Origin of the sequence: Pseudanabaena sp. 'Roaring Creek', assembly GCF_001402795.1 — a bacterium.
In the GTDB taxonomy this organism is placed as follows: Bacteria; Cyanobacteriota; Cyanobacteriia; order Pseudanabaenales; family Pseudanabaenaceae; genus Pseudanabaena.
Genome location: NZ_LIRE01000746.1, coordinates 1 through 20,595 on the forward strand (window position 1 = coordinate 1; position 20,595 = coordinate 20,595).

A 20,595-nucleotide genomic window follows, 5' to 3' on the forward strand; every position below is an offset into this window, starting at 1 on the left:
TTAACGTGAGTTCGGGATAATTTGCAACTGGCTTTAAGAAAGGGTTTGCTACGCAAACCCTTTCTTAAAGCTCAAAAGTAAAAGCCTTGCTTAGCAAGGCTTTTACTTTTGAGCTTTTAAAATTGGGCTTTTAAAATTTGCCAGCTTAACCCGAACTGATGTTATACCAATTCCCAAAATGGCAATGCCATTTTGGGATTTTAAAACCCTTACTGGGTTTGGTCTTCAATTCCCAAAAGTGTAGCCACGCTTTTGGGAATTGGTATTACACCAATTCCCAAAATGGCGTTGTCATTTTGGGTATCTCAAAACCTTACTGGGTTTGGTGTTTAATTCATGAAAGTGTGACAACACTTTCATGAATTGGTATTACTTATTGGCGATTGAGGAAAATTGTAAAAATTGAACCTTGAGGTTGATTGTTCGTCACTGAGATCGATCCTTGATGGGCTTCAAGAGTCATTTTACAAAAAGACAGCCCCAGCCCAATTTGAGATACTCCCAGTACAATATTCCCAACTTCGTACTTTTCAAAGATGACCTGTTTTTGGTGTGAGCTGATACCTACACCCTCATCGATTACTTGAATCTTAATTAGATCGGGGCGATCGGGATTTTTAGGCAGGCATCCCACTTTGATCGTCACGGAGCTTTGCTGGGGTGAGAACTTAAGCGCATTATCAATTAAGTTGTCTAATACACGGCGAATTAGGTATAGGTCGCCAGAGATATAGGTGGGCTCATCGGTAAACTCACTGACGATCGCAATTTGTTTGCGCTGGGCAATGGGGGCAAATCCTGCTAGCACCGTTTTAGTTAGATCGGTCATGTCGATTTTGGTGCGATTGAGGATTAATTTATTCGCCTCGATCCTGCCAATAGTTAAAATATCGTCAATGAGCAGTCGCATTTGCTCGATCGCTTTACTCATCTGGTCGATTCTTCTGGTAGCGCGATCGGGTAGTTCTAAACTTCTTAGAGAGTCACAACCCAACAAAATCCCGATCAGGGGATTGCGCAGATCGTGGACGATGGTTTGCATCATTTCTTCACGCAATAGCATCGTTTCTTGCAAGCGATCGTATTGCGACTTGATGCGCAGCATCGAGATGACGCGGGCGCGGAGTTCAGTACTATTAATTGGTTTACTGATAAAGTCGTCTGCCCCAGCATCCAAACAACGGGCTAGATCCTCTTTATCAGCGAGAGCCGTTACAATAATAATGGGGATATGTTGCCACTGCCGATCGCTTTTAATTTGTTGACACACCTCAATGCCATCCATATCGGGCATCATCACATCGAGTAAAATAATGTCAGGATTGATCCTATCTAGGGAGGCGATCGCATCCGCCCCATTGTCTTGATGATGAAGCTCGTAGCCTTCTTTAAAAAGCAAAATTTCCATGACATCAAAATTGGCTGGTTCGTCATCGATGACTAAAATTACTGGCTTCTTTCCCATAGTATTCGCATTTGTATTAAAAATATGGTAGCTGCTTTCCCCCTCGCAACTAACCGAATGTAGTTTCTATTCTGGCAGCTTTTCATTTAACATGACGTAAGATATTTCGCGGAAACCTCCTATGACTTCAGATGTCAAAACTCTAGCAGCGATCGACGTTGGCACCAATTCCATTCACATGGTAATTGTGGAAATAAAAACTTCGATTCCTAGTTTTACTGTGATTGAGTCAGAAAAAGCGACGGTGCGTCTAGGAGAACGCTGTTCCCAAACAGGGAATTTGACCGAAGATGCCATGCAGCGATCGCTAGAAGCTTTAAAACGATGTCAAGAGATCTGTCGCACTCTTAAGGTTGAAGAAATCGTAGCAGTCGCCACTAGTGCTACCCGTGAGGCTCCTAACGGGCATGATTTTATCCGCCGCATTTATGAAGAATTAGGCTTACATATTGAAGTTATCTCAGGGCAGGAAGAAGCTCGCCGCATTTATTTAGGCGTAATTTCGGCAATGGAACTCAGGGATGAGCCCCATCTATTAATTGATATTGGGGGTGGATCTACGGAGATGATTTTGGGGGATGGTCGCGATCCGATGTACTTGAGTAGCACCAAGATTGGGGCAGTCCGTCTAACGGATTTATTTGTGAAGAGCGATCCTATCTCATCATCGGATTATGATTGCTTGATGGGATATATTCTAGGCTCGATCGAGCGACCCACCGATGATTTGCGATCGCTACTCCAGAGTAAAAATATTAAATCTCTAAAAGCGATCGGTACCTCAGGAACGATTGAAACCCTCGCAATTTTGCATTCTAAAGAAAAAACAGGACTAGTTCCCAATCCGCTCCAAGGCTATGAGATTCCCTTTGCCGATCTCGAAAATATTGTATGGCGGTTGCGGCGAGCCGATCTAGAAGAACGAACTCTCATGGTACGTCAAAAGCGAGCCGAGATTATTTTGGCAGGAGCATTAGTTCTTTTAGAAACGATGCGCCTATTGGGAGTTCCCAAAATCACGCTTTGTCAAAGTGCTTTGCGTGAAGGTTTAGTTGTGGATTGGATGATCCGCCATGGTTATATCGAAGATGGTTGGCGCTATCAGAGTACAATCCGCGATCGCAGCATTCTCAAACTTGCTGATAAGTATGGCATTGACCTTAGTTACGCCAAACAGGTTGCCGCTCATGCCCTCAGTCTCTTTGATCAAACCAAGGGGATTTTCCATGAATGGGGGCATGAGGAAAGGCATCTGCTCTGGGCGGCAGCCATGTTACATAATGCGGGGCATCACATCAGCCATGACGCTCACCATAAACACTCCTATTACTTAATCCGTAATGGGGAATTGCTGGGGTATACCGAATCTGAAATCGAAACGATCGCCAATCTGGCTCGGTACCATCGCAAGAGCGAACCAAAGAAAAAACATGACAATTTCCAAAATTTAGATAACGAGCATCTCAAGCTGTTTGTACGGCAAGCCAGCACTTTTTTACGTCTGGCGACCGCCCTAGACCGCCGTCAAATTGGAGCGATCGCGGCAATTCGGGTATTGTGTAATATTCGCACCCGCACCTGTACTTTGCAACTTTCCCCCCGACAGCCTAACGATCCCTGTAGTTTAGAACTTTGGAGTTTGGATTATAAGAAACAGCCCTTTGAAGACCAGTTTAATGTCATGCTTTCAGTATCATTAGAGTAGGGGTAGAGTAGGGTTGTTTGATTGCAAGTTGCTGTAATTTATAGGCGAACCTCCGCATGGAAGGGTCTCTCTCTCTAATCATTATTATTGCGATCGTGGCAGGTATCTCCGCTCGTGTCATAGCGAATTTTTTTCGTGTGCCGAGTATCGTGTTTTTATTGCTTTTTGGTGTGGCGCTGGGGGGCAATGGTTTAAATGTAGTACAGCCGCGTCTGTTGGGTGATGGCTTAGAGGCGATCGTATCTATCTCCGTAGCATTAATTTTGTTTGATGGCGGACTCAATCTCCAGCTTAAAGAACTCGGTAAGGTCTCCGCCAGTTTACGAAACTTAATCACCATTGGAACCTTGATCACTTTGATTGGCGGTGGGGTTGCGGCTTATTGGTTGAGCGAATTTCCTTGGACGATCGCTTTTTTGTATGCATCCCTAGTCGTCGTCACTGGTCCCACAGTGGTGAACCCCATCGTAGAAGAAGTGGGGCTAGATCGTCGCCTTGCCACAATCCTTGAGGGTGAAGGGGTATTGATCGATGCGATCGGTGCAGTACTTGCCGTGGTAGTTCTCGATGTCGCGTTAAATCCCACTTCAAGCGTATTTGCAGTGGTCAGCGATCTGGGATTGCGATTGGGAGTAGGAGGCTTACTAGGAGCGATCGCAGGTTGGGTACTGGGTAGATTTTTGCAACAGGCGGTATTTCTGGCTGAGGATACCAAAAGTGCCGTCGTCGTCGCCGCAGTACTGGGACTATTTGGGATTGCTCAAGAAATTCAAAGCGAATCGGGATTACCCGCAGTCGTACTGATGGGCATAGTCCTCAGGGCTTCAGAGATTCCCAATAGTCGCGCATTGCTCAAGTTTAAGAGCCAATTGGTAGCCCTCATTGTTTCCGTTCTCTTTATTTTACTTTCCGCCAATCTGTCGATCCCGAGTATCTTTGCTCTAGGTTGGGGTGGGGTACAGACAGTTCTCTTTTTAATGCTAGTTGTCCGTCCGCTGAATGTGATTGTCAGCACTTGGAATAGCAGTCTCACTTGGCGACAAAAAGCTTTTCTATCTTGGTGCGCACCGAGAGGGATTGTCGCCGCCTCCGTTGCTTCCCTTTTTTCAATTTTATTAACCGAACGGGGAGTTAATGGAGGGGAATCCATTAAAGCACTGGTATTTCTGACGATCGCTATGACCGTTTTTTTACAGGGTCTATCGGCGAAGTTTGTTGCCAAAATTCTCGGACTGAATCAATCGGATATCTCTGGCTTGGTAATTATTGGCAGTAATCCCATCGGCATCCTAGTGGCGCGACTGTTTCAGTCCAATGGGCAGAGAGTGGCGATTATCGATACGAGCGCCGAGCTTTGCAAGCAGGCGGCCGCCTATGATATTCCAGCCTTTGTCAGTAATGGACTAGATTCTAAATCCTTAGCTCAAGCAGGATTAGACTCGGTAGGAACCTTTGTCGCCTTGACGGTCAATACCGATGTAAATATCGTGATGGCGCAACTTGCCGCGAAAGAGTTCAATCCACCCAAGGTATTTGCAGTTTATATTAAAGAAAATGAAAGCGATCGCAATGGACAACCTGAAGTCCAGCAGGCTTTTAGCGCTCGCGTTCCGATCAAAACATGGAATCAATATATTTTGCAACGAGAAGTAAGAGTCGGCGAGTTTTTGCTCACCGATGAGGAACTGCAAGATCAATTGAACCGTTTTAACACGATGTTTAATGCGGGAATTCTTTTGCCTTTACTGTTTGAGCGCAAAGGACAATTGCAAATTGTCTCTGCCGATATGTTATGGGAAAAAGGCGATCGCATTGTTTATTTGCTCCATACCCCCAAGGCTTTGACTCCTGCACAATCGGAATCACTTCCACCGAATACCCTCGATATTACACCTGTGGTTTTATCCGATCTCGATATTGCCAAAAAAACTAATGATTCCAATAGTTCTGGAATAGGTAGCAATAGCGATCCAGCCTCCGCTAGTCCAGATTATTTTCTAAAAATGGCAAAGGATATTCTCAATCGGCGATCGTAAGGAACTTGCTATAGCAACGTAATACCAAGTAAAGATGAGTGGCGGCGCTTCGCGCCGCCACTCATCTTTGAGCAAACCTTACGCTGCTATATTCATTAAAGTACCTGTTCGACAACGCTCAGCCAAATTTATGAGCATAGAGCCTATGGCTGTATATTCAGTTCTAGGAAACTCTTGGAATCAGAATTTATTTCTAAGATACTGGGCTGGGCAGACTTCCCATTAACGAACAAATTATAAATATCTACTTTGAGGTCTTCCAGATAGTAAATTCCAGCATTATTAGTGATTGATGCAAATCGCTTCTTGGGATTACTTCGCGACACAAATTCCACATTAGCACCTATGATCGGCTTGCCATCTTTATCGATCGCTCTTCCCGTCACTACATAGGATGGCGCGAGTGGAATTGTAATCGTTGTATAAGTTCCAGGAGCAACCGTTACTGCATAAGCTGTCGATGATGATTTCCAACCAAGAGGATAACCTGCTGGATCTATATCTAATCGATAGGTATTTGGTGGTAGCTCAAATAAAACTCCTTCACGAACGACTTTGGGATGAGATATGCCAAACCTACTGAGGGGTTGATTATTAATTAGGAATAGCGTTGCGATATCTTCAGTATAAAGATCCTCGCCATCATCTCGAACTCCATTATTGTTTTTATCAAAAAATGGCTGTAATAAGACACCTCCTTGAGTGCGTAACTTATCTAATTTTGATTCGTCACTACTCAAATCCGCACCAGATTGCAATAGTACGCTAGTGAAGAGACTAAGGCTTATCGAAGAATTATTGTTGTTTATGTCCACTTGCTTATAGGCTAATCTCAATCCTATCCCTGGCAGAATAGCTGTAGATGCCGAAGCAATCAATCCACTTCCTTGAGAGCTAACACCATAACCAATTGATAGGTCTAATAAACTTTTGCCATCCCTATCTGTCCAAGGAGTTCGATAAACTAAATTGAGACTTGCTAAATAATTGCGATCGCCAGTCTCATAGTTAAGGCTGATGGCGGTATCACCAGAATTAAAGAAGCGCTTATTAGCAGGGTTGTAGATTAATTCAGAAGAAATTTGTTGATTGAATCTACGAAGACCGAACAAAAATGGAGCTAAATTTGCCCGCAGATTACCACTAATCCCCTTGTCAGCATTATAACTTAAGCTTAAAAAAATGGAATCAAGATTGAGGTTAAAGCCTGATTCTAATCCATTACTGGTTCCGCCAGAGTACCAATTAGAAAACAGCGCAAGTTGTGGACTTAATGTCCAGTATAGATTAGAGACAAAAGACTTTTCATCGCCTCCCAATCTCAAGCTAAAATCATTAGTTATATAGCTAACATCAGCATTAAAACTAATTTTATTACCAGCTAATACCCCAACCCTCAAAGTTAGCGGCGAATTTACTGGCTGATAAAGTATTTCGCCATAGGGTTGAGTAGAAGTATCATAGACTAATCCAGCCCCAAAGGTAATTTCATCAGTCAGTCCCAAATAATAAGCTGCACCACCTTTAAAGTCGCCAAAACTACCAAAGAAGTTATCATTTCCTGAGATGCGGTTTAAACCTGCGCTAAGAATAAAAGCTGATTTTCCTGCGCTAACTTGACTTTGTAAATTGCGGTAATTTAAAGAAACTTCTTCGGGTTTAGCACTTAAGTCGCCTGCTGGATAAAGTAGCAACTTATAATTAATATTTCCATTACCCGTTAAAGAGTTATTAGCGGTCACCACGTCATCAAAATTATATTTCCCAGAACTATCTACGAGTTTTTCTGCAACGATCAAGTTATCATTTTGGGTAACTAATTGAACTAAGGTGCCCGATTTAGCTTCTCCCGTAACATTGCGGACAAGCTCATTAGCGCTAAGTCTTTGCTGAGGGGTAACACCACCATAGGCAAAATTAGTATTATTAGCTGCTGTATAACCCGATCGCTGAATTAGCGTTACACCAAAATAATCACTTTGGTTGCGATCGAATCTACTCCAAAAAGGTAACTGAGTACCTATCAAATAGTCTGAATATGGACTAGGGCGAAAATATTGCAGTTCATTTAGTTGCCAACTACTAACCCCATTATTATTAAGTTGCTGAGTCCTTGAAAATAAGCTCCCGCCAGCAATCACACCTATAGCTTTAAATTCCGAGTTGGAATTTAAATTGCTATTCACATTATTATTTAGATTATTATAGAGATTATTAGAATTTGCAGTTTGAGTTTGATTCAAGCTCGTTCGCAAAGAGATTCCCGTAAGACTAAAAGATGGCGGTGTAACTTGTTGTAATCCTACTAAATTAATCGGAGCTTCCTGTTCCTGATAGGGGCGATTACTAATTCTGGCAGTTAGCCAAGAGGGAGACAAAACGATCGCATATTCGGCAAGACTAAACTCAACGGGGGTTTTTAAAAGATTTCTAATTTGCGCGATCGAAATGGCTTGACCGATATCTGGATCGTTTATGAGGACTTTGGGATCGATAGTAATGATTGAGCCGACGGATCGCAATTCTAGTTGCCCGTCATCTTTGGGAATCACATTAAATTGTAAGGCTTTGGCAACATCGGCGAAGGGAATTAGCCAGTTGTCAAAATCAATAGCTTCTTTACCATTTTCTGAGCCCTTGACTGTTACGGAAGGAATGACATTATTTGCTCCAAGATTAATGCCCATCGGGAGAATTGAAAGTTTTTGAGATAATTTAAGGCTAGACTTAGGACTAGCTGGAGTGACGGGAGAGGATTTAGGAGTAAGCCCTTGTTGATTTACGGGAATCGTAATTTTTGAAGCTGAAGATCGCTTACTCAAGTCTTCCTTCTTTAATTCTTGGGCATTGACCAGCACATCTATACAAAAAATGCCAAGAAATACACCGATTGTGCAAATTCTCGCTATATTTTGGCGCAAAGAAACCAGTCTTGTATGAGTCTCGTATACAAGCTTCATGTTTATAGAGTGTTGATTAAATCAGGTGCAATCTCAGATGCTATGGAATGGTAACTGGGAAATTGAAGGGTACCTGTGTAGGATTAAGCGGGTCTCCCCAAAACAATTCTCCTGTAAGTTGATATTTCCCAGCAGGTATATTTTCTTTTGCCCGCTCCTTAGTAAGAGTGATGGGAATATTTCTCATGCCTTCAGCAATAACCGTAGTAGTAGTAATTTGCCCCTCTAAACTTTGTTTTCCCTCTTGCTTTAGTTCCCATTTACCTTGAGTGCGAATAGTCACGTTACCTTTGTTGAGAACTGATAAATAGAGTTCTTTAGTTTTAGAATCGTAGTTAATTTCTTGGGGAATTAAGCTTTCAATAGTTTCACCTTGACGAACATATACTACTACTCCAACGCGAGTTGTAATATTCAAACCTCCTTTCCGATCTAAACTATTTGGAGGTTTGACAGGTTCGGCAAAAATGACAGACCGATATTCCCCTAAATTCATGCTGGGCAAGAGTCTGGCTAATAATCTTACCCTACGGGTTTGTTTTGGTTCTAAAACTACTTCGGTTGGCGAAAAAATGAGATAGGGAGATAAATCGTTGGGACTAGATTCTATAATTTGGAACCCCTTAGAACCATAGGTAAAGGGATTGGTGTATAACTTCATTTTTACGACAGCATTACCAGTATTCACTAGGGTGATAAAACCTGTCGCAGTTCCTTGCTTGGCTTTCGTAGTTATGATTAAAGGCGACACATTAACTTGAGCGTCGGCTGGTTTGTGGGAGAGTAACAATCCACAGATCCCAATGCTTGTAATAATCGAAATACTTTGCTGGATGGATGTTAATTTCAACATTAGTTATTACATCTTAATAATTTCAAGGTGAAGTTATATTTATGGTGAAGTTATATTTATAGTGACTCCGTACATGTAAGTACCTGCAAAGAATTTATTGGGTCTTGTTGATTGCATACTTATTGCCATAGGAGTGGTAGTCGATCCTGAGAAGGTATCAGTTATACTGGCATTCTGGCTGACACTCTTGTTTCCACTATTGCTATAGGTTAATTGTGCTGTTGTCGTAGTACCAGAGGGATTTGTCTTAGCCGAGCCACTAATTGAAGTTAAAACGGCATTGGAAAGACTAATCGTAACGCCTATACTGCCAACAGTATTATCAATTTCTAGACTACATAGGGCAGGAGTTGCTGTAATAAAGGTATATTGTCCGCTTAGCGCTAGGCTACCTGTAGAAGAGCAGGTTAAAGATAGTTGTGCAAATACTTCAGAAGGAATCAGGCTGGGTATTATTGCAGCAAGAGCTACAAAAATTAGTTTTCTCATTTGTCTCGTTCTATAACAATTGGGAACAATTTTAATCCTTCTTGTTGGAGAAAGGCAGCAAAACCCATATTATTTTCTTATACCAAATCACAAAATGGCTACGCCATTTTGTGATTTTAAAACCCTTACTGGGTTTGGTTTTCAATTCCCAAAAGTGTAGCCACACTTTTGGGAATTGGTATTAGTTCTCTCTCCCACAGGAGCTAGCATATATATGAGTCTTTATATCTTTGTTTTGATTTATGAAGATTCATAAGCCCCTCAATTTTGGGAGACCTTATACCAATTCACGAAAGTTTGACAACACTTTTGTGAACTAAGAACTAAACCTAAGTAACTGGACGTAATTATACCCCCCAAAAATCTGCGGCGCACTGCGCGTGCGCCGTAGTTTCTAGCTTTGGATCTTAATTGTGCTGAGGTACTTTGTAAGGGTTTTCAAGTTAAGAAATGGCTTAGCCATTTCTTAACTTGGTATTAGTTCGGGATAATCTGAAGCATTTTTTTGGAGATGTTTTGCTTAGCAAAACATCTCCAAAAAAAAGGGTTAGAAAGATTTGCGATGACTATAAGTAGGTCAACAAAAAAGCTTATTTAGAAGCTTATTTGGAAGCTTATTTGGAAGCTTATTTAGAAGTTTGTTTAGGTTGTTTAGGGTTTAGCGAGATGTGAGGAGCGAGACGCAATCACATTTCGCTCCTCACCTTGATTAGTTGGGTGTCACAGTTACAGCGACATTAGCAAGATAAGTACCATCCAACAATTCTTCTCCAGTTGCTTGGGGATTCCATGTAGATTGAACGGTAGCACCAATGTTGCCTTGAGTGTTTGTCTTCCAACCAGAACCAGTTGCGGTTCCATTTCCAGTCTTAGTTGTAGTCTGAGTGTTATCAACTGTACTAGTAACTACTGCAGTATGAACACCTGCCAACAATGTGGCGTTTGATGGTGCTGTGGGGGTGGTCGTTGCTACTACAGCGGAGACTCCTACGGTATCGCTATTGCAGTTAAATGCGACAGTATCCGATGCCTGGAGCTGTAAAACACCTCCAGCACCCGAACCAGCATAGGCAGTTTTTGTGTAAGTATTCGCAGTTCCTAATGTGTTGCCTATAAAATCTGTGGATACAGCACAGGATGGATCAACAGTTCCAGTGAAATAAGTAGTAGAACTTGCTGTTGTAGGCGCAGCAGAAGCTGATAGAGCTGCAATGAATGATGTAGCGATAGCAAAACTAGACGCAACTAGAATGCGACGAAATGAATTAGATAGCATAATTTTTCTCTCTTTTTAATAGTCTCGAATCTACTGAATGGATAATGTTTAAATATCCATAAATCAAAATATTGCAAGAAGATAAATTGGAATTGGCAACAATTAATTAGATCTTCTCTAACCAATCTTAATCAATCCTTAAATCCCCCCCGAGATTTAATTTTGATGCATTAATTTTTATCTTCTTTATTCCCACCTGTTTACTTTATATCAAGGAAACCATACAAATGTCAAGCATAAATCTAAGGGATTTGATATTAGTTAAAGTATCTATGGCTTCGACTTCGCTCAGCCAACGTTAGCTGAGCGAAGTCGAAGCTAGATAATTTGGTGGTATATTTTTCATCCGCAAGAGCCTTGGTACAGAACAAAAATTTAAGGGAGTGAAAGAAAGCTTGAGAATTGCGATGAAGGTGAAAGATAAAGTGACGGATGAAATCAAAACCAAGACGAAAAATACAAGACAAAAAATACTTTTGGGGAGACAACCATATTTTTGGGTTTGAGGAGCTTGATGAAAACTAGCCACAAACTGGAGGAAAAGCACCAACACAAAGTAAGAGCGAGCAAAGCAATAAGTTTAGAAAAACATTCAGGATTTTAAAGATGCGCAGACTCAAAAGATAAATATAAAGAATATAAAGCCAATGTCTCCGTTTGTATCAAGGGCTTGGATTCTAGCTTTTAATTATGCCCATAATTATGCCCAGTCACTTACAATCTGACATTTAGCGGTAAAATCTAAAAGAACTTCTTGTACTTTCACCTAAAAATACCTAAAAAAAATTGTTATGTACAATTGCATTGTTGTGGGCGCAGGTCCATCTGGTGGTTCAGCTTCCTATCATTTGGCAAAACGAGGACGGTCAGTTTTGCTACTCGAAAAAGAGAGTCTACCTCGATATAAGCCTTGTGGTGGTGGCGTTTCGCCGATGGTACAAGAGTGGTTCGATTTTGACTTTTCGCCCGCAGTTTCATTAACTGTTAGCAATATTCGGTATACATGGCAGATGGGCGATCCCGAACTAGTGGAACTTACTTCTAAGGAACCTGTCTGGATGGTACGTCGTGATGTATTTGACCATTACCTCGTACAGCAAGCGCAAAAATTGGGTGTAGAACTTCGCGATCGCACAGGAGTTACAGGGCTAGAGTGGAAAAGCGATCGCTGGCTAGTGAAAACAGAACAAGAGGTTTTTGAAGCTCGCTATGTAATTGCCGCCGATGGGGCAAAAGGTTCGATGGCAAAATGGTTGGGATTTAAAGAACGAAAAAGACGGATGGGCGCTGCCCTTGAAGTGGAAGCACCCCATTCCAGTCCCGATGTGAGTGCCGCCCATTTTGATTTTGGATCTGTACAGAATGGCTACATTTGGAACTTTCCCAAAGCCGATGGTTATTCCATTGGGGCGGGAACCTTTATCGGTGGAGAGAAACAAAATCTCAAGGAGATTGCGGCTAGGTATGCCCAAGAATTTGGTATTGATGTCACTTCCATGAAACAATTCGGTCATCCTATTTGCCTATGGGATGGCAACCAGCCGCTCCATACCCAAAATGCTCTACTTACGGGCGAATCAGCTTGCATCGTCGATCCCTTTACCGCAGAAGGAATTCGCCCTTCGCTTTTAACTGGGATGTTAGCGGGTCAAGCGATCGATGCGGCGATCGGTGGCGATATTGATGCGCTCAAGCAATATACCCTCCAAGTCCAAGAGGCATGGGGCGAAGATATGGCATGGGCTCAAAGAATTGCAGGGATCTTCTATCGCATTCCCAGTTTTGGTTACAAGATGGGCGTGAAGCGACCTAGTGCAAGTCAGCGTATGGGCAAAATTCTTTGTGGTGAATTGCGCTATCGCGATGTGGCTGGGGCTGCGGTGAAACGTCTTGCCAAGGGGCTAATTGGAATGAAATAAATTCCTTCAAGCATCTCAAAAACTAGAAGAGATTACCGCCCGCGTCGCGGACGGTAATCTCTTCTAGTTTTTAAAATAGATTGAGAGAGGCTTTAACTTCGCTCAGTCAAATTACCCCGAGGTCCGAAGGAAGCCGAATCCCGATTCTAGATTACTACCAAAATATTTTGTTATGAATGGAAAAAAATATCGATTGCTATTTCTATCTACTCCTGTGGGAGCTTTGGGATCGGGAGTTGGTGGCGGTGTGGAATTGACACTGCAAAATGCTGCCAAGGCTCTAATTGCTAAGGGGCATGAGGTGGAAATTGTTGCACCTGAAGGTTCAGTTACTGAGGTGACAAAGCTAACACAAATTGCAGGTACGATGCAAACTTCTGCCCAAACTGAGGTAGGAGCGGATCTCGTTATACTTCCGCAAAATTCGGTGTTAGAGAATATGTGGAGTTATGCCAGAGCATCGCAACATCAATTCGATTTATTGTTTAACTTCGCCTATGATTGGCTGCCGCTTTATCTGACTCCGTTTTTCCAACGTCCGATCGCCCATTGGATTAGTATGTCGTCTCTATCACCTGTGATGGATGCGATGGTTAGTAAAACCGTAAGGAAATTTCCCGATGCGATCGCTGTGAATACTCGCGCCTGTGCAGACACCTTTAGCGATGGCGATCGCCTGACAATTATGGGCAAGGGGATCGATTTAACCCAATATAACTTTGTGGAAAAGCCATCCAAGTCCAGTCTGGCATGGGTTGGTCGGATTTCCCCCGAAAAGGGTTTAGAAGATGCTGCCGAAACTGCCCAAAGTACGGGATTTCCACTGCATATATTCGGGTTAATTCAAGATCAAGAATACTGGCAACATATCCAAGCTTCTTTCCCTCAAGCCGAGCTTCATTATGAGGGATTTCTATCTACAGGGGAACTACAACAAAGGTTAGGGAAATCCAGCGCTTTGTTAATGACTCCAAGGTGGATTGAAGCCTTCGGTAATGCGGCGATTGAGGCTTTTGCCTGTGGTGTACCCGTAATTTCCTATAGTTCAGGTGGACTAAAGGAAATCGTACGTCATGGCAAGACGGGATTTCTCGTAGAAATGGGAAGTGTATCGGGATTGATTGAGGCGGTTTCGCAATTAGACCAAATCGATCGCTCTGCCTGTCGCCAACAGGTAGAAGCAGAATATTCCCTCACCGTGTGGGGCGATCGCTTAGAAAAATGGTTTGACAAACTAATCACAAATTTTCAAGTATTGCCTTAGATAAATCAAGAAGAGAATGGCAGCGCTTCGCGCCGCCATTCTCTTCTTGATTTATCTAAAAATTTGCGTTAACCGAAAAGTATAGCCCCGAATCCTGTAGATTATTGCCTGAATTGGATACTTTTACTAAAGGAATACCATAATCTAGACGTAGCAATAGTTTGGGGATTGGTTGATACGTTGCTCCCATCCCGATTCCCAAGAGCGATTGTGGGCTAGAATTTATCCCTGAGGAATTCCAAATGGTTCCAGCTTCTATGAAAGGTAAAAGCTTAACAAGGGAAATGCCCTCGCGATCGCGAATGACTGGGAACTGTAACTCTGCTGAAGCCTGAATCCCGTTATCCCCTGAAAGTTGATTTTGGCGATAGCCCCGAATCGACTGAGCACCACCAATACTAAAACGATTGAGCGAGAGCAACTGATTGCCAGAAAGTTGGAGATTAAGCCGAAAAAAAGCCAAGGTGTCTTTATCTGCGCCGAGTTGTTCGACCCTTAAAACCTGTCCGATCCAATAGAAAAATCTGCCATCAGGTGAGCCATCGTTCCGAATCGTTGCGCCTAAAATACCAAGTCCTAGATTAAAGGTGGAACGTAATGCCCAAGCTCCACGGGGATCGCGACTGAGATAGTCTTGGGTTAACCGCAATACTCGCGACTGAGACTGTCCATCATCAAACTTAAAGTTTTGGAAATTGAACGATCGATTATTGAAATAGGCATTACTATTTTCAATGGCGATACTCGCTCCAAGGGCAAATTCCTCTCGTGGCGATCGCATTAGCGGCTGACGATAGGCTAATTCATAGGTTTGAGAATCCGTTTTAATATTTAGGCTATCAAAAGGCGGCTCCACGATCGGGTTCTGTCCAGCCGCAAAGCTCAACCCAATCGTGCCGCCTCGCGAGTCGATCGGATAGGTATAGTTCAGTTGATAAACATCCGCACTGCCAGAACGGGTGTAACCAAAGAGAATGGGATCCCCATTGCCCGTAGAATTCAGCTCTTGGAAATTGACACCCACCCGATAGATCCCCGTAGAGCTATTGCCATAATTATCAAAGAAAGGTCGAATGCTGAAGGATTGAGCCTCGCTAAAGGTAATTTGCAGAATGCTCTGATTTTCTTGACTACCTGTAGTCAAATTTGCGCGAATATCACCAATTAAAGGATCGGCTCTTAACAGTTGTAGAGCATCCTCTAGCTTGGCAAAGCTCAGGGGAACGCTAGCGGATTGGAGTATGCGATCGCGAATGTACTCGTCATTTAACCGCCCCGACACATTGCCAGCCCTTTTTACATCCACTCGTTCGAGCGAACCTTCCCTTACTTGGATGGTGACTATCCCATCTTTGATATCTTGAGGAGCGAGTACGGCGCGGGAAGTAATATAGTTGCGGTCTTGATAAATGGCGCTGATTTTATCGGCAACTTCCTGTAATTGACTAAAAGTAATCGATCGATTTTGAAGTGGGGCAGTTAGAGATTCAATTTCTGTACTTGTCAGAATCGAACTCCCCACAACTTTAATCTGTTTGATAGGGATTAAAACTTCATTTTGAGGTATTTGCTCCCCGCTAATAATTGAATTTTGGTGATTTTGGTTATCTAGATCTGGAAACTGATAGACTGGTGCGGAATTTAAGACAGGGCTATGCGGTTTTACTGACTTGGGGTTCAGTAAGTCAGGCGGACGGGTTAGCAGGGAAGATGGGGGCAGAGTCTGGGCGGAAACAGATAGGGAAATAAATCCCAATATTATGCTTGGGCTCAAGAAAATGAGCATCCTCTTACCGCTTTCAACGCTGCTGATTATTTTGAAAAGTATCCTTGAATTTTGACTCATAACCATACCTCAAACTGCTGACCCGCTCATACTTTAGACCATCGCGATCGATTCATAGCCAATTCTCATAGCCAATTCCCTACCAAAATGAATGATGACCAAAAGAAAGGATGTCTGAGATCGACTCGCCAAGTTCCCTTTGGCAAAGTAATGGGTGCTAAACCCTCAACGCCCACGATCCGATCGTTTTCAATCCTGACCTTGCCCTTTAATAAATCGAGTTGAGCCTGTCTTAGAGCGGTTGCCTTGCTGATCGCATTTGGAAAAGCCTTATAAAAACTAATCATTAAAGGAGCCGTACCCACATCCGATACCGACCAGAGCGAAGCGAGAATACTTCTCGCTCCCGACTCCACCGCCAAGCCGCTAATGCCGAGGTTATTTCCCACAGCCGTTTCGCAGGCACTCAGAGTCAACATTTCGATCGCGGGCTTATCGAATCGGAGCGGCGGAATTTGATACGATCGCAGTTTACTATCCCAAAACTGAATATAGGAATCCTTGGCGCGATCCTCTAGAAAATGCCCGTGAGTACCTAAATGGAGAATGCCATAGTCGGCTTTACCTCTTTGCTCTTGCAGATTAGCGATCGTGAAATCTCGGTTTAAAAATGTCGCCCCCTTGAGTACCTCCGTACCAACCGTTCTGATCTCTACTTCTACCGTTGGTAAAGCGCTTAAACCATCCCTTGCCTCGGTTAATCCCATCGCTAATACTCGCGTATTATGGCGATCGCGTTCTTCTAGGCGCGTTACCCTCAATGCAGGAATATTCGCCGAAGCATAGCGTTCCAGTAAGAATTTTTTGCCATCGTAGAGAGCGGCGGGAGGAATTACCCGCAACCCCGAGTCCATCACAAATACGACTGTTTCAACTTTGAGCGCTTGTAGGCGATCGTCGATCGGACGCATGACCCAATCATAGATCTGTTTGGACTGTACTAAAAAATCGAGGGAATCGGGATCGCGGAGGTTATCGCGATAATCCGCCAAAACAGTTAGGGCTTCTTGTTCGCTAACATAGTTCTTGTAGCGATGAAAGGGCTTCCCCAATTCCTTGGGCGGTATCACCAAAATTTCGATGCGATCGTTTAATAGGATCGGATAGATCAGGGCAGAAATGCTGCCAGAGCGCTTCGAGACATCGCTCAGGATATCCTGAGCTTGATTGATGTCCAAGGTGGGAGGTTTGAGATCTTCTCCTAGGAAAATACCCAGCTCCGATACATAGGCTTTTTCGATCGCCGCAAAGGCTTTGGGCAGGTCATCCTGCTTTAAATAGCGATCGACCTCCCTTTTCATAATATCCTTAATTTCTAGCAATGCTAAGGCATCTATATCAACGAAAATCAAATTGTCCGAGACCTTTGGCGGCACGAATGTTGAGTTCCCAGAGGGCGCAACCGTAATGTTACCCTGAGAAAAAATGCTCGTTCCGACGGGAATAATTGTACCAAGGGAGAGCACAGATGAGCCTGAAGTGACAATTCCTGCCGTTCCGTTTGTACCAAAGTCGCCGATGACAAATGGAGCTAGTCCGCCATGACGCAGAAATATTGAACCACCCGTACTATTACTATTATTAGCAGTGCAGATGCTCGCGCCAGCGCAGGCGGTGAAAGGACTAGAGACGAAGCCAGTTACGCGAATATTTCCACCCGTTGAAGAAGCGGAGAAGTTTCCACCCTGAATCGATCCCGAGGTATTTGCTGAGTTAAAAACGATATCGCCAGTAGGATCGAGGGTAATATTGCCCCCAGTAGCGAGATCGCTGCTAGCATTGAGCGTCGTTGTCGTAATGCTATTTTTTGCGGTGAAGTTGATATTACCTGCATTTCCATCAATAGAACTAGTGTCAATATTTCCAGAGATATTGGAGATCGAGCCATTACTACTAGTTAGACTGATGGAGCCTCCACCTAGGTTACCTGAAGCGAGAATTTCCTTGGTATTGATATTCCCTGACGCTGTTAAATTAATATCTCCACCTTTGCCATTCCCTCCAGTTAATACCCTTGCTCGCAATGTCCCGAGAGTAGTATCAATAGAACCGCTAGTACTATTGATGGAGATCGATCCAGCATTGCCACTGACAGTACTGCTAGTTCCTAAATCACTGGTAGTAATATTTCCCAAAGCCTGAAGGAAAATACTACCGCCATTTCCTAATGAAGCGGCATTAAGCACTCCTGCACTAGTATTAATAGAACCAAACTGGCTAATAAGGCTTATCTTCCCTCCATTACCATTACCATCAAACGTTCCAGATCTTAAGTTAGATGTAATAATATTATTAGCCGCATTAAATGTTATGTTGCCTGCATTGCCAATATTTGAATTTCCCGCATCAATATCGCCTAGACTAGTATCGATCGCTCCATTCGTACTTGTAAAAGAAATCGCACCAGCATTACCACTACCACCAAAGGCAATATAAGTACCGATTGCCGCAAGCGGTGTTGTGCCACTACCAGTCTTGATAGTACCTGCTGACTGAAAGGTAATATTGCCGCTGTTTCCTAAGGTGGCTACGGCATGAACTAAACCTGAACTAACATCGATCGCTCCATTTGTACTGGTTAGGGAGATATTTCCTGCATTGCCAGTTGTCGATGGGTTGGTGACAATGCTGTAGCTGTTCCCAAAGACTGAGGTTGTACCTGTAGTTTGAATATTACCTCCAGCCAATAATGTCACATTGGCACCACTGCCTAAGCCTTGGGAAACAGCCTGAATGCTATTAACCGTTATATTGCCACCCGCCTTCAATGCGATCGCTCCCGCGTCACCCATAATGTTAGATGACGAAAGATTTGCGAAGGATCCCGAACCATTGATATTGCCTCCCGCGATCAAATTTAATGCCTTGCCATTGGTACTGATGCTATCGGTAAAGTTGATATTGCGCCCCGCTTGGGCGGTCAAGCCGACGGAAGTACTGACCCCAGCATTGAAATTGATGTCATTGGTTGCCTGCAATATGACATCGGATGTAGCTCCATTAATCAAATTGACAAATATGGTATTTGGGGAATTATCGGGATCGCTAAACTGATCCACATCCGTCAAGGCATTATATGAGGCAGGCGTAAGAGAAGAGAAAACAATGATATTAATATCGGTTGGGTCGAGGAGTAATGTGCCAATATGACCATTGGGAGCCAGAGTACTTACGGTTCCTCTGTAATCAAGATTCTGTTTCCCCGAAACTTCGACAAAGCCTCCATTCCCCGCGAGGCTTCCTCCCTTGGCGATAATCGCTCCGAGAAATGTGGTCGAGCGATCTGCCCAGACGATCGCTTTCCCCCCATCCCCGCGCAGGATGGCACTGACATTAATTTGAGAATCATTACTTATAAAAGTTTTGAGAGCATTAGGGGCAATTCCCTTACCTTGCAAGTCTCCGCCGATGAGAACATTACCACCGCCAAATAATCCCGAAGCGTCAATTTGAGCATTTACCAACCCCACTTTGTCCGCAAAGATACCCACAGTGCCGCCTTTATTAGCAGAACTGACATCAATCCTTCCTGAAGCGATCGCCATGCCATCAGTCACCGTAATATCGGTAGGCGCAGGATTGACTACTAAGGCTAAAGAACCATCGGCTTTGACCACAACGCGATTGGCTTGAGGAACTTTCCCAGTAAGCATCTCTGCGAGGTTGGGTAACTCCGTAATTTTGCCGTTCCATTCAGTGGGCAAGGCTTGAGCCGTCACTTGCAATCCTAAAACGGCATCGGGCGATCGCAATTCCACTTGACTATTGCCTGCGACAGCAGTTAAGGCAATATTTCCCCTAGGTGCGGTCAAATTACCCCCATTGATAATACTTCCACCCGTAAAAGTAATGCTTTGACCGATATCTACTGATAGATTGCCCTGATTGATGATGCTAGCGGGTTGAGTGACGGCAAATTTAATTGACTTCGGATCGCCACTGGGAAAACTGAGGGAATTTTTATCAACCTTAAAAGTACCGCTATCAAAGCCCAAACCCGTACCTGTGGAAGCATGGAAAGAACCACCAATATCTAAACGGGCATTTTGTCCAAAAACAATGCCATTGGGATTAATCAGATAAAGATTGGCATTGGGGAAAGCTTGACGACTTTCAATCGTACCTAAAACCGCCGAGGGATTTCCTCCCGTCACCCGATTGATGATGTTGTGAACCTCTGCTCCATTCACTATCGAGTTACTTTTAAAAATCACGCCAGATTGCGGGACATTAAAATCACTAAAGCTATGATAAAGATTGCCCCCGTTAATCGTACCCCCATCCTTTGGGGCGATCGCATTACCATTAACTTGAGTAGCCGTAGTACCATCAGGAGAAATCTGAGCTTGAGTCGGTTGGGCAATGATCGAAAAAGCGATCGCTGATACAAGCAAACCAGATCTATTTCTCATTTTATCCACCTGAAAGCGCCTATCACTACTAAGAGAAATATCAAAAAATAGATTTATAAAAACTTAGAAAATCTTGAAAAACCGCAATAAAATAATAGATATAATAGATTAAAAATTGCAATTCTTCTAAGAATTTGATTTTATTACCCATTTTGCCATTACCGTATCATAGAGATCTTGAACAGTAAAGAATTTCCCCCATAATATATAAAAACGTAATACCAATTCCCAAAATGGCATTGCCATTTTGGGAATCTCAAAACTTTACGGGGTTTGTTTTTTAATTTATACCAATTCACGAAAGTGTGACAACACTTTTGTGAATTAAAAACCAAACCCAGTGATATAGCGATCGCCAAATGTACTAGGA

General features: G+C 43.2%; 11 protein-coding genes. 4 read left to right on the forward strand and 7 right to left on the reverse strand.

Going from position 1 to position 20,595, the window contains the following annotated elements:
• Nucleotides 1-373: 373 nt before the first annotated feature.
• A complete protein-coding gene (locus tag AC805_RS22470; protein ID WP_055077478.1) occupies nt 374-1,465 on the reverse strand; it encodes a response regulator in 1,092 nt (363 codons plus the stop codon).
• Nucleotides 1,466-1,586: 121 nt separating this feature from the next.
• Between AC805_RS22470 and AC805_RS22475 the strand changes: the two genes are divergently transcribed.
• Nucleotides 1,587-3,170, forward strand: a complete 1,584-nt coding sequence (locus AC805_RS22475) for a Ppx/GppA phosphatase family protein (protein ID WP_055077479.1) — start codon at nt 1,587-1,589, stop codon at nt 3,168-3,170.
• Nucleotides 3,171-3,226: 56 nt separating this feature from the next.
• Entirely contained in the window at nt 3,227-5,206 is a 1,980-nt protein-coding gene (locus tag AC805_RS22480) for a sodium:proton antiporter (protein ID WP_055077480.1), read from the forward strand.
• A 143-nt stretch (nt 5,207-5,349) separates the two neighbouring features.
• On the opposite strand, the gene AC805_RS22485 is transcribed toward AC805_RS22480, so the two are convergent.
• The 4 genes from AC805_RS22485 to AC805_RS22495 all read right to left on the reverse strand — a co-directional run bounded on the left by AC805_RS22485 (nt 5,350) and on the right by AC805_RS22495 (nt 10,784).
• Nucleotides 5,350-8,166, reverse strand: a complete 2,817-nt coding sequence (locus AC805_RS22485; RefSeq protein ID WP_055077481.1) for a carboxypeptidase-like regulatory domain-containing protein — start codon at nt 8,164-8,166, stop codon at nt 5,350-5,352.
• 40 nt (nt 8,167-8,206) lie between these two features.
• Complete coding sequence (locus AC805_RS22490) at nt 8,207-9,019, reverse strand: hypothetical protein (protein WP_055077482.1); 813 nt, start codon at nt 9,017-9,019, stop codon at nt 8,207-8,209.
• A 39-nt stretch (nt 9,020-9,058) separates the two neighbouring features.
• A complete protein-coding gene (locus tag AC805_RS25025; RefSeq protein WP_072143725.1) occupies nt 9,059-9,508 on the reverse strand; it encodes a hypothetical protein in 450 nt (149 codons plus the stop codon).
• 709 nt (nt 9,509-10,217) lie between these two features.
• Nucleotides 10,218-10,784 (reverse strand): hypothetical protein, encoded by a 567-nt coding sequence (locus AC805_RS22495; protein ID WP_055077483.1) that lies wholly within the window; start codon nt 10,782-10,784, stop codon nt 10,218-10,220.
• Nucleotides 10,785-11,575: 791 nt separating this feature from the next.
• Between AC805_RS22495 and AC805_RS22500 the strand changes: the two genes are divergently transcribed.
• Both AC805_RS22500 and AC805_RS22505 read left to right on the forward strand, forming a co-directional pair.
• Complete coding sequence (locus tag AC805_RS22500) at nt 11,576-12,703, forward strand: geranylgeranyl reductase family protein (RefSeq protein WP_009628007.1); 1,128 nt, start codon at nt 11,576-11,578, stop codon at nt 12,701-12,703.
• 172 nt (nt 12,704-12,875) lie between these two features.
• Complete coding sequence (locus AC805_RS22505) at nt 12,876-13,967, forward strand: glycosyltransferase family 4 protein (protein ID WP_055077484.1); 1,092 nt, start codon at nt 12,876-12,878, stop codon at nt 13,965-13,967.
• Nucleotides 13,968-14,022: 55 nt separating this feature from the next.
• Here AC805_RS22505 and AC805_RS22510 read toward each other — a convergent pair whose 3' ends face one another.
• Entirely contained in the window at nt 14,023-15,753 is a 1,731-nt protein-coding gene (locus AC805_RS22510; protein ID WP_231664179.1) for a ShlB/FhaC/HecB family hemolysin secretion/activation protein, read from the reverse strand.
• 125 nt (nt 15,754-15,878) lie between these two features.
• Nucleotides 15,879-20,225, reverse strand: a complete 4,347-nt coding sequence (locus tag AC805_RS22515) for a CHAT domain-containing protein (protein WP_055077486.1) — start codon at nt 20,223-20,225, stop codon at nt 15,879-15,881.
• Between the last annotated feature and the right edge of the window lie 370 nt (nt 20,226-20,595).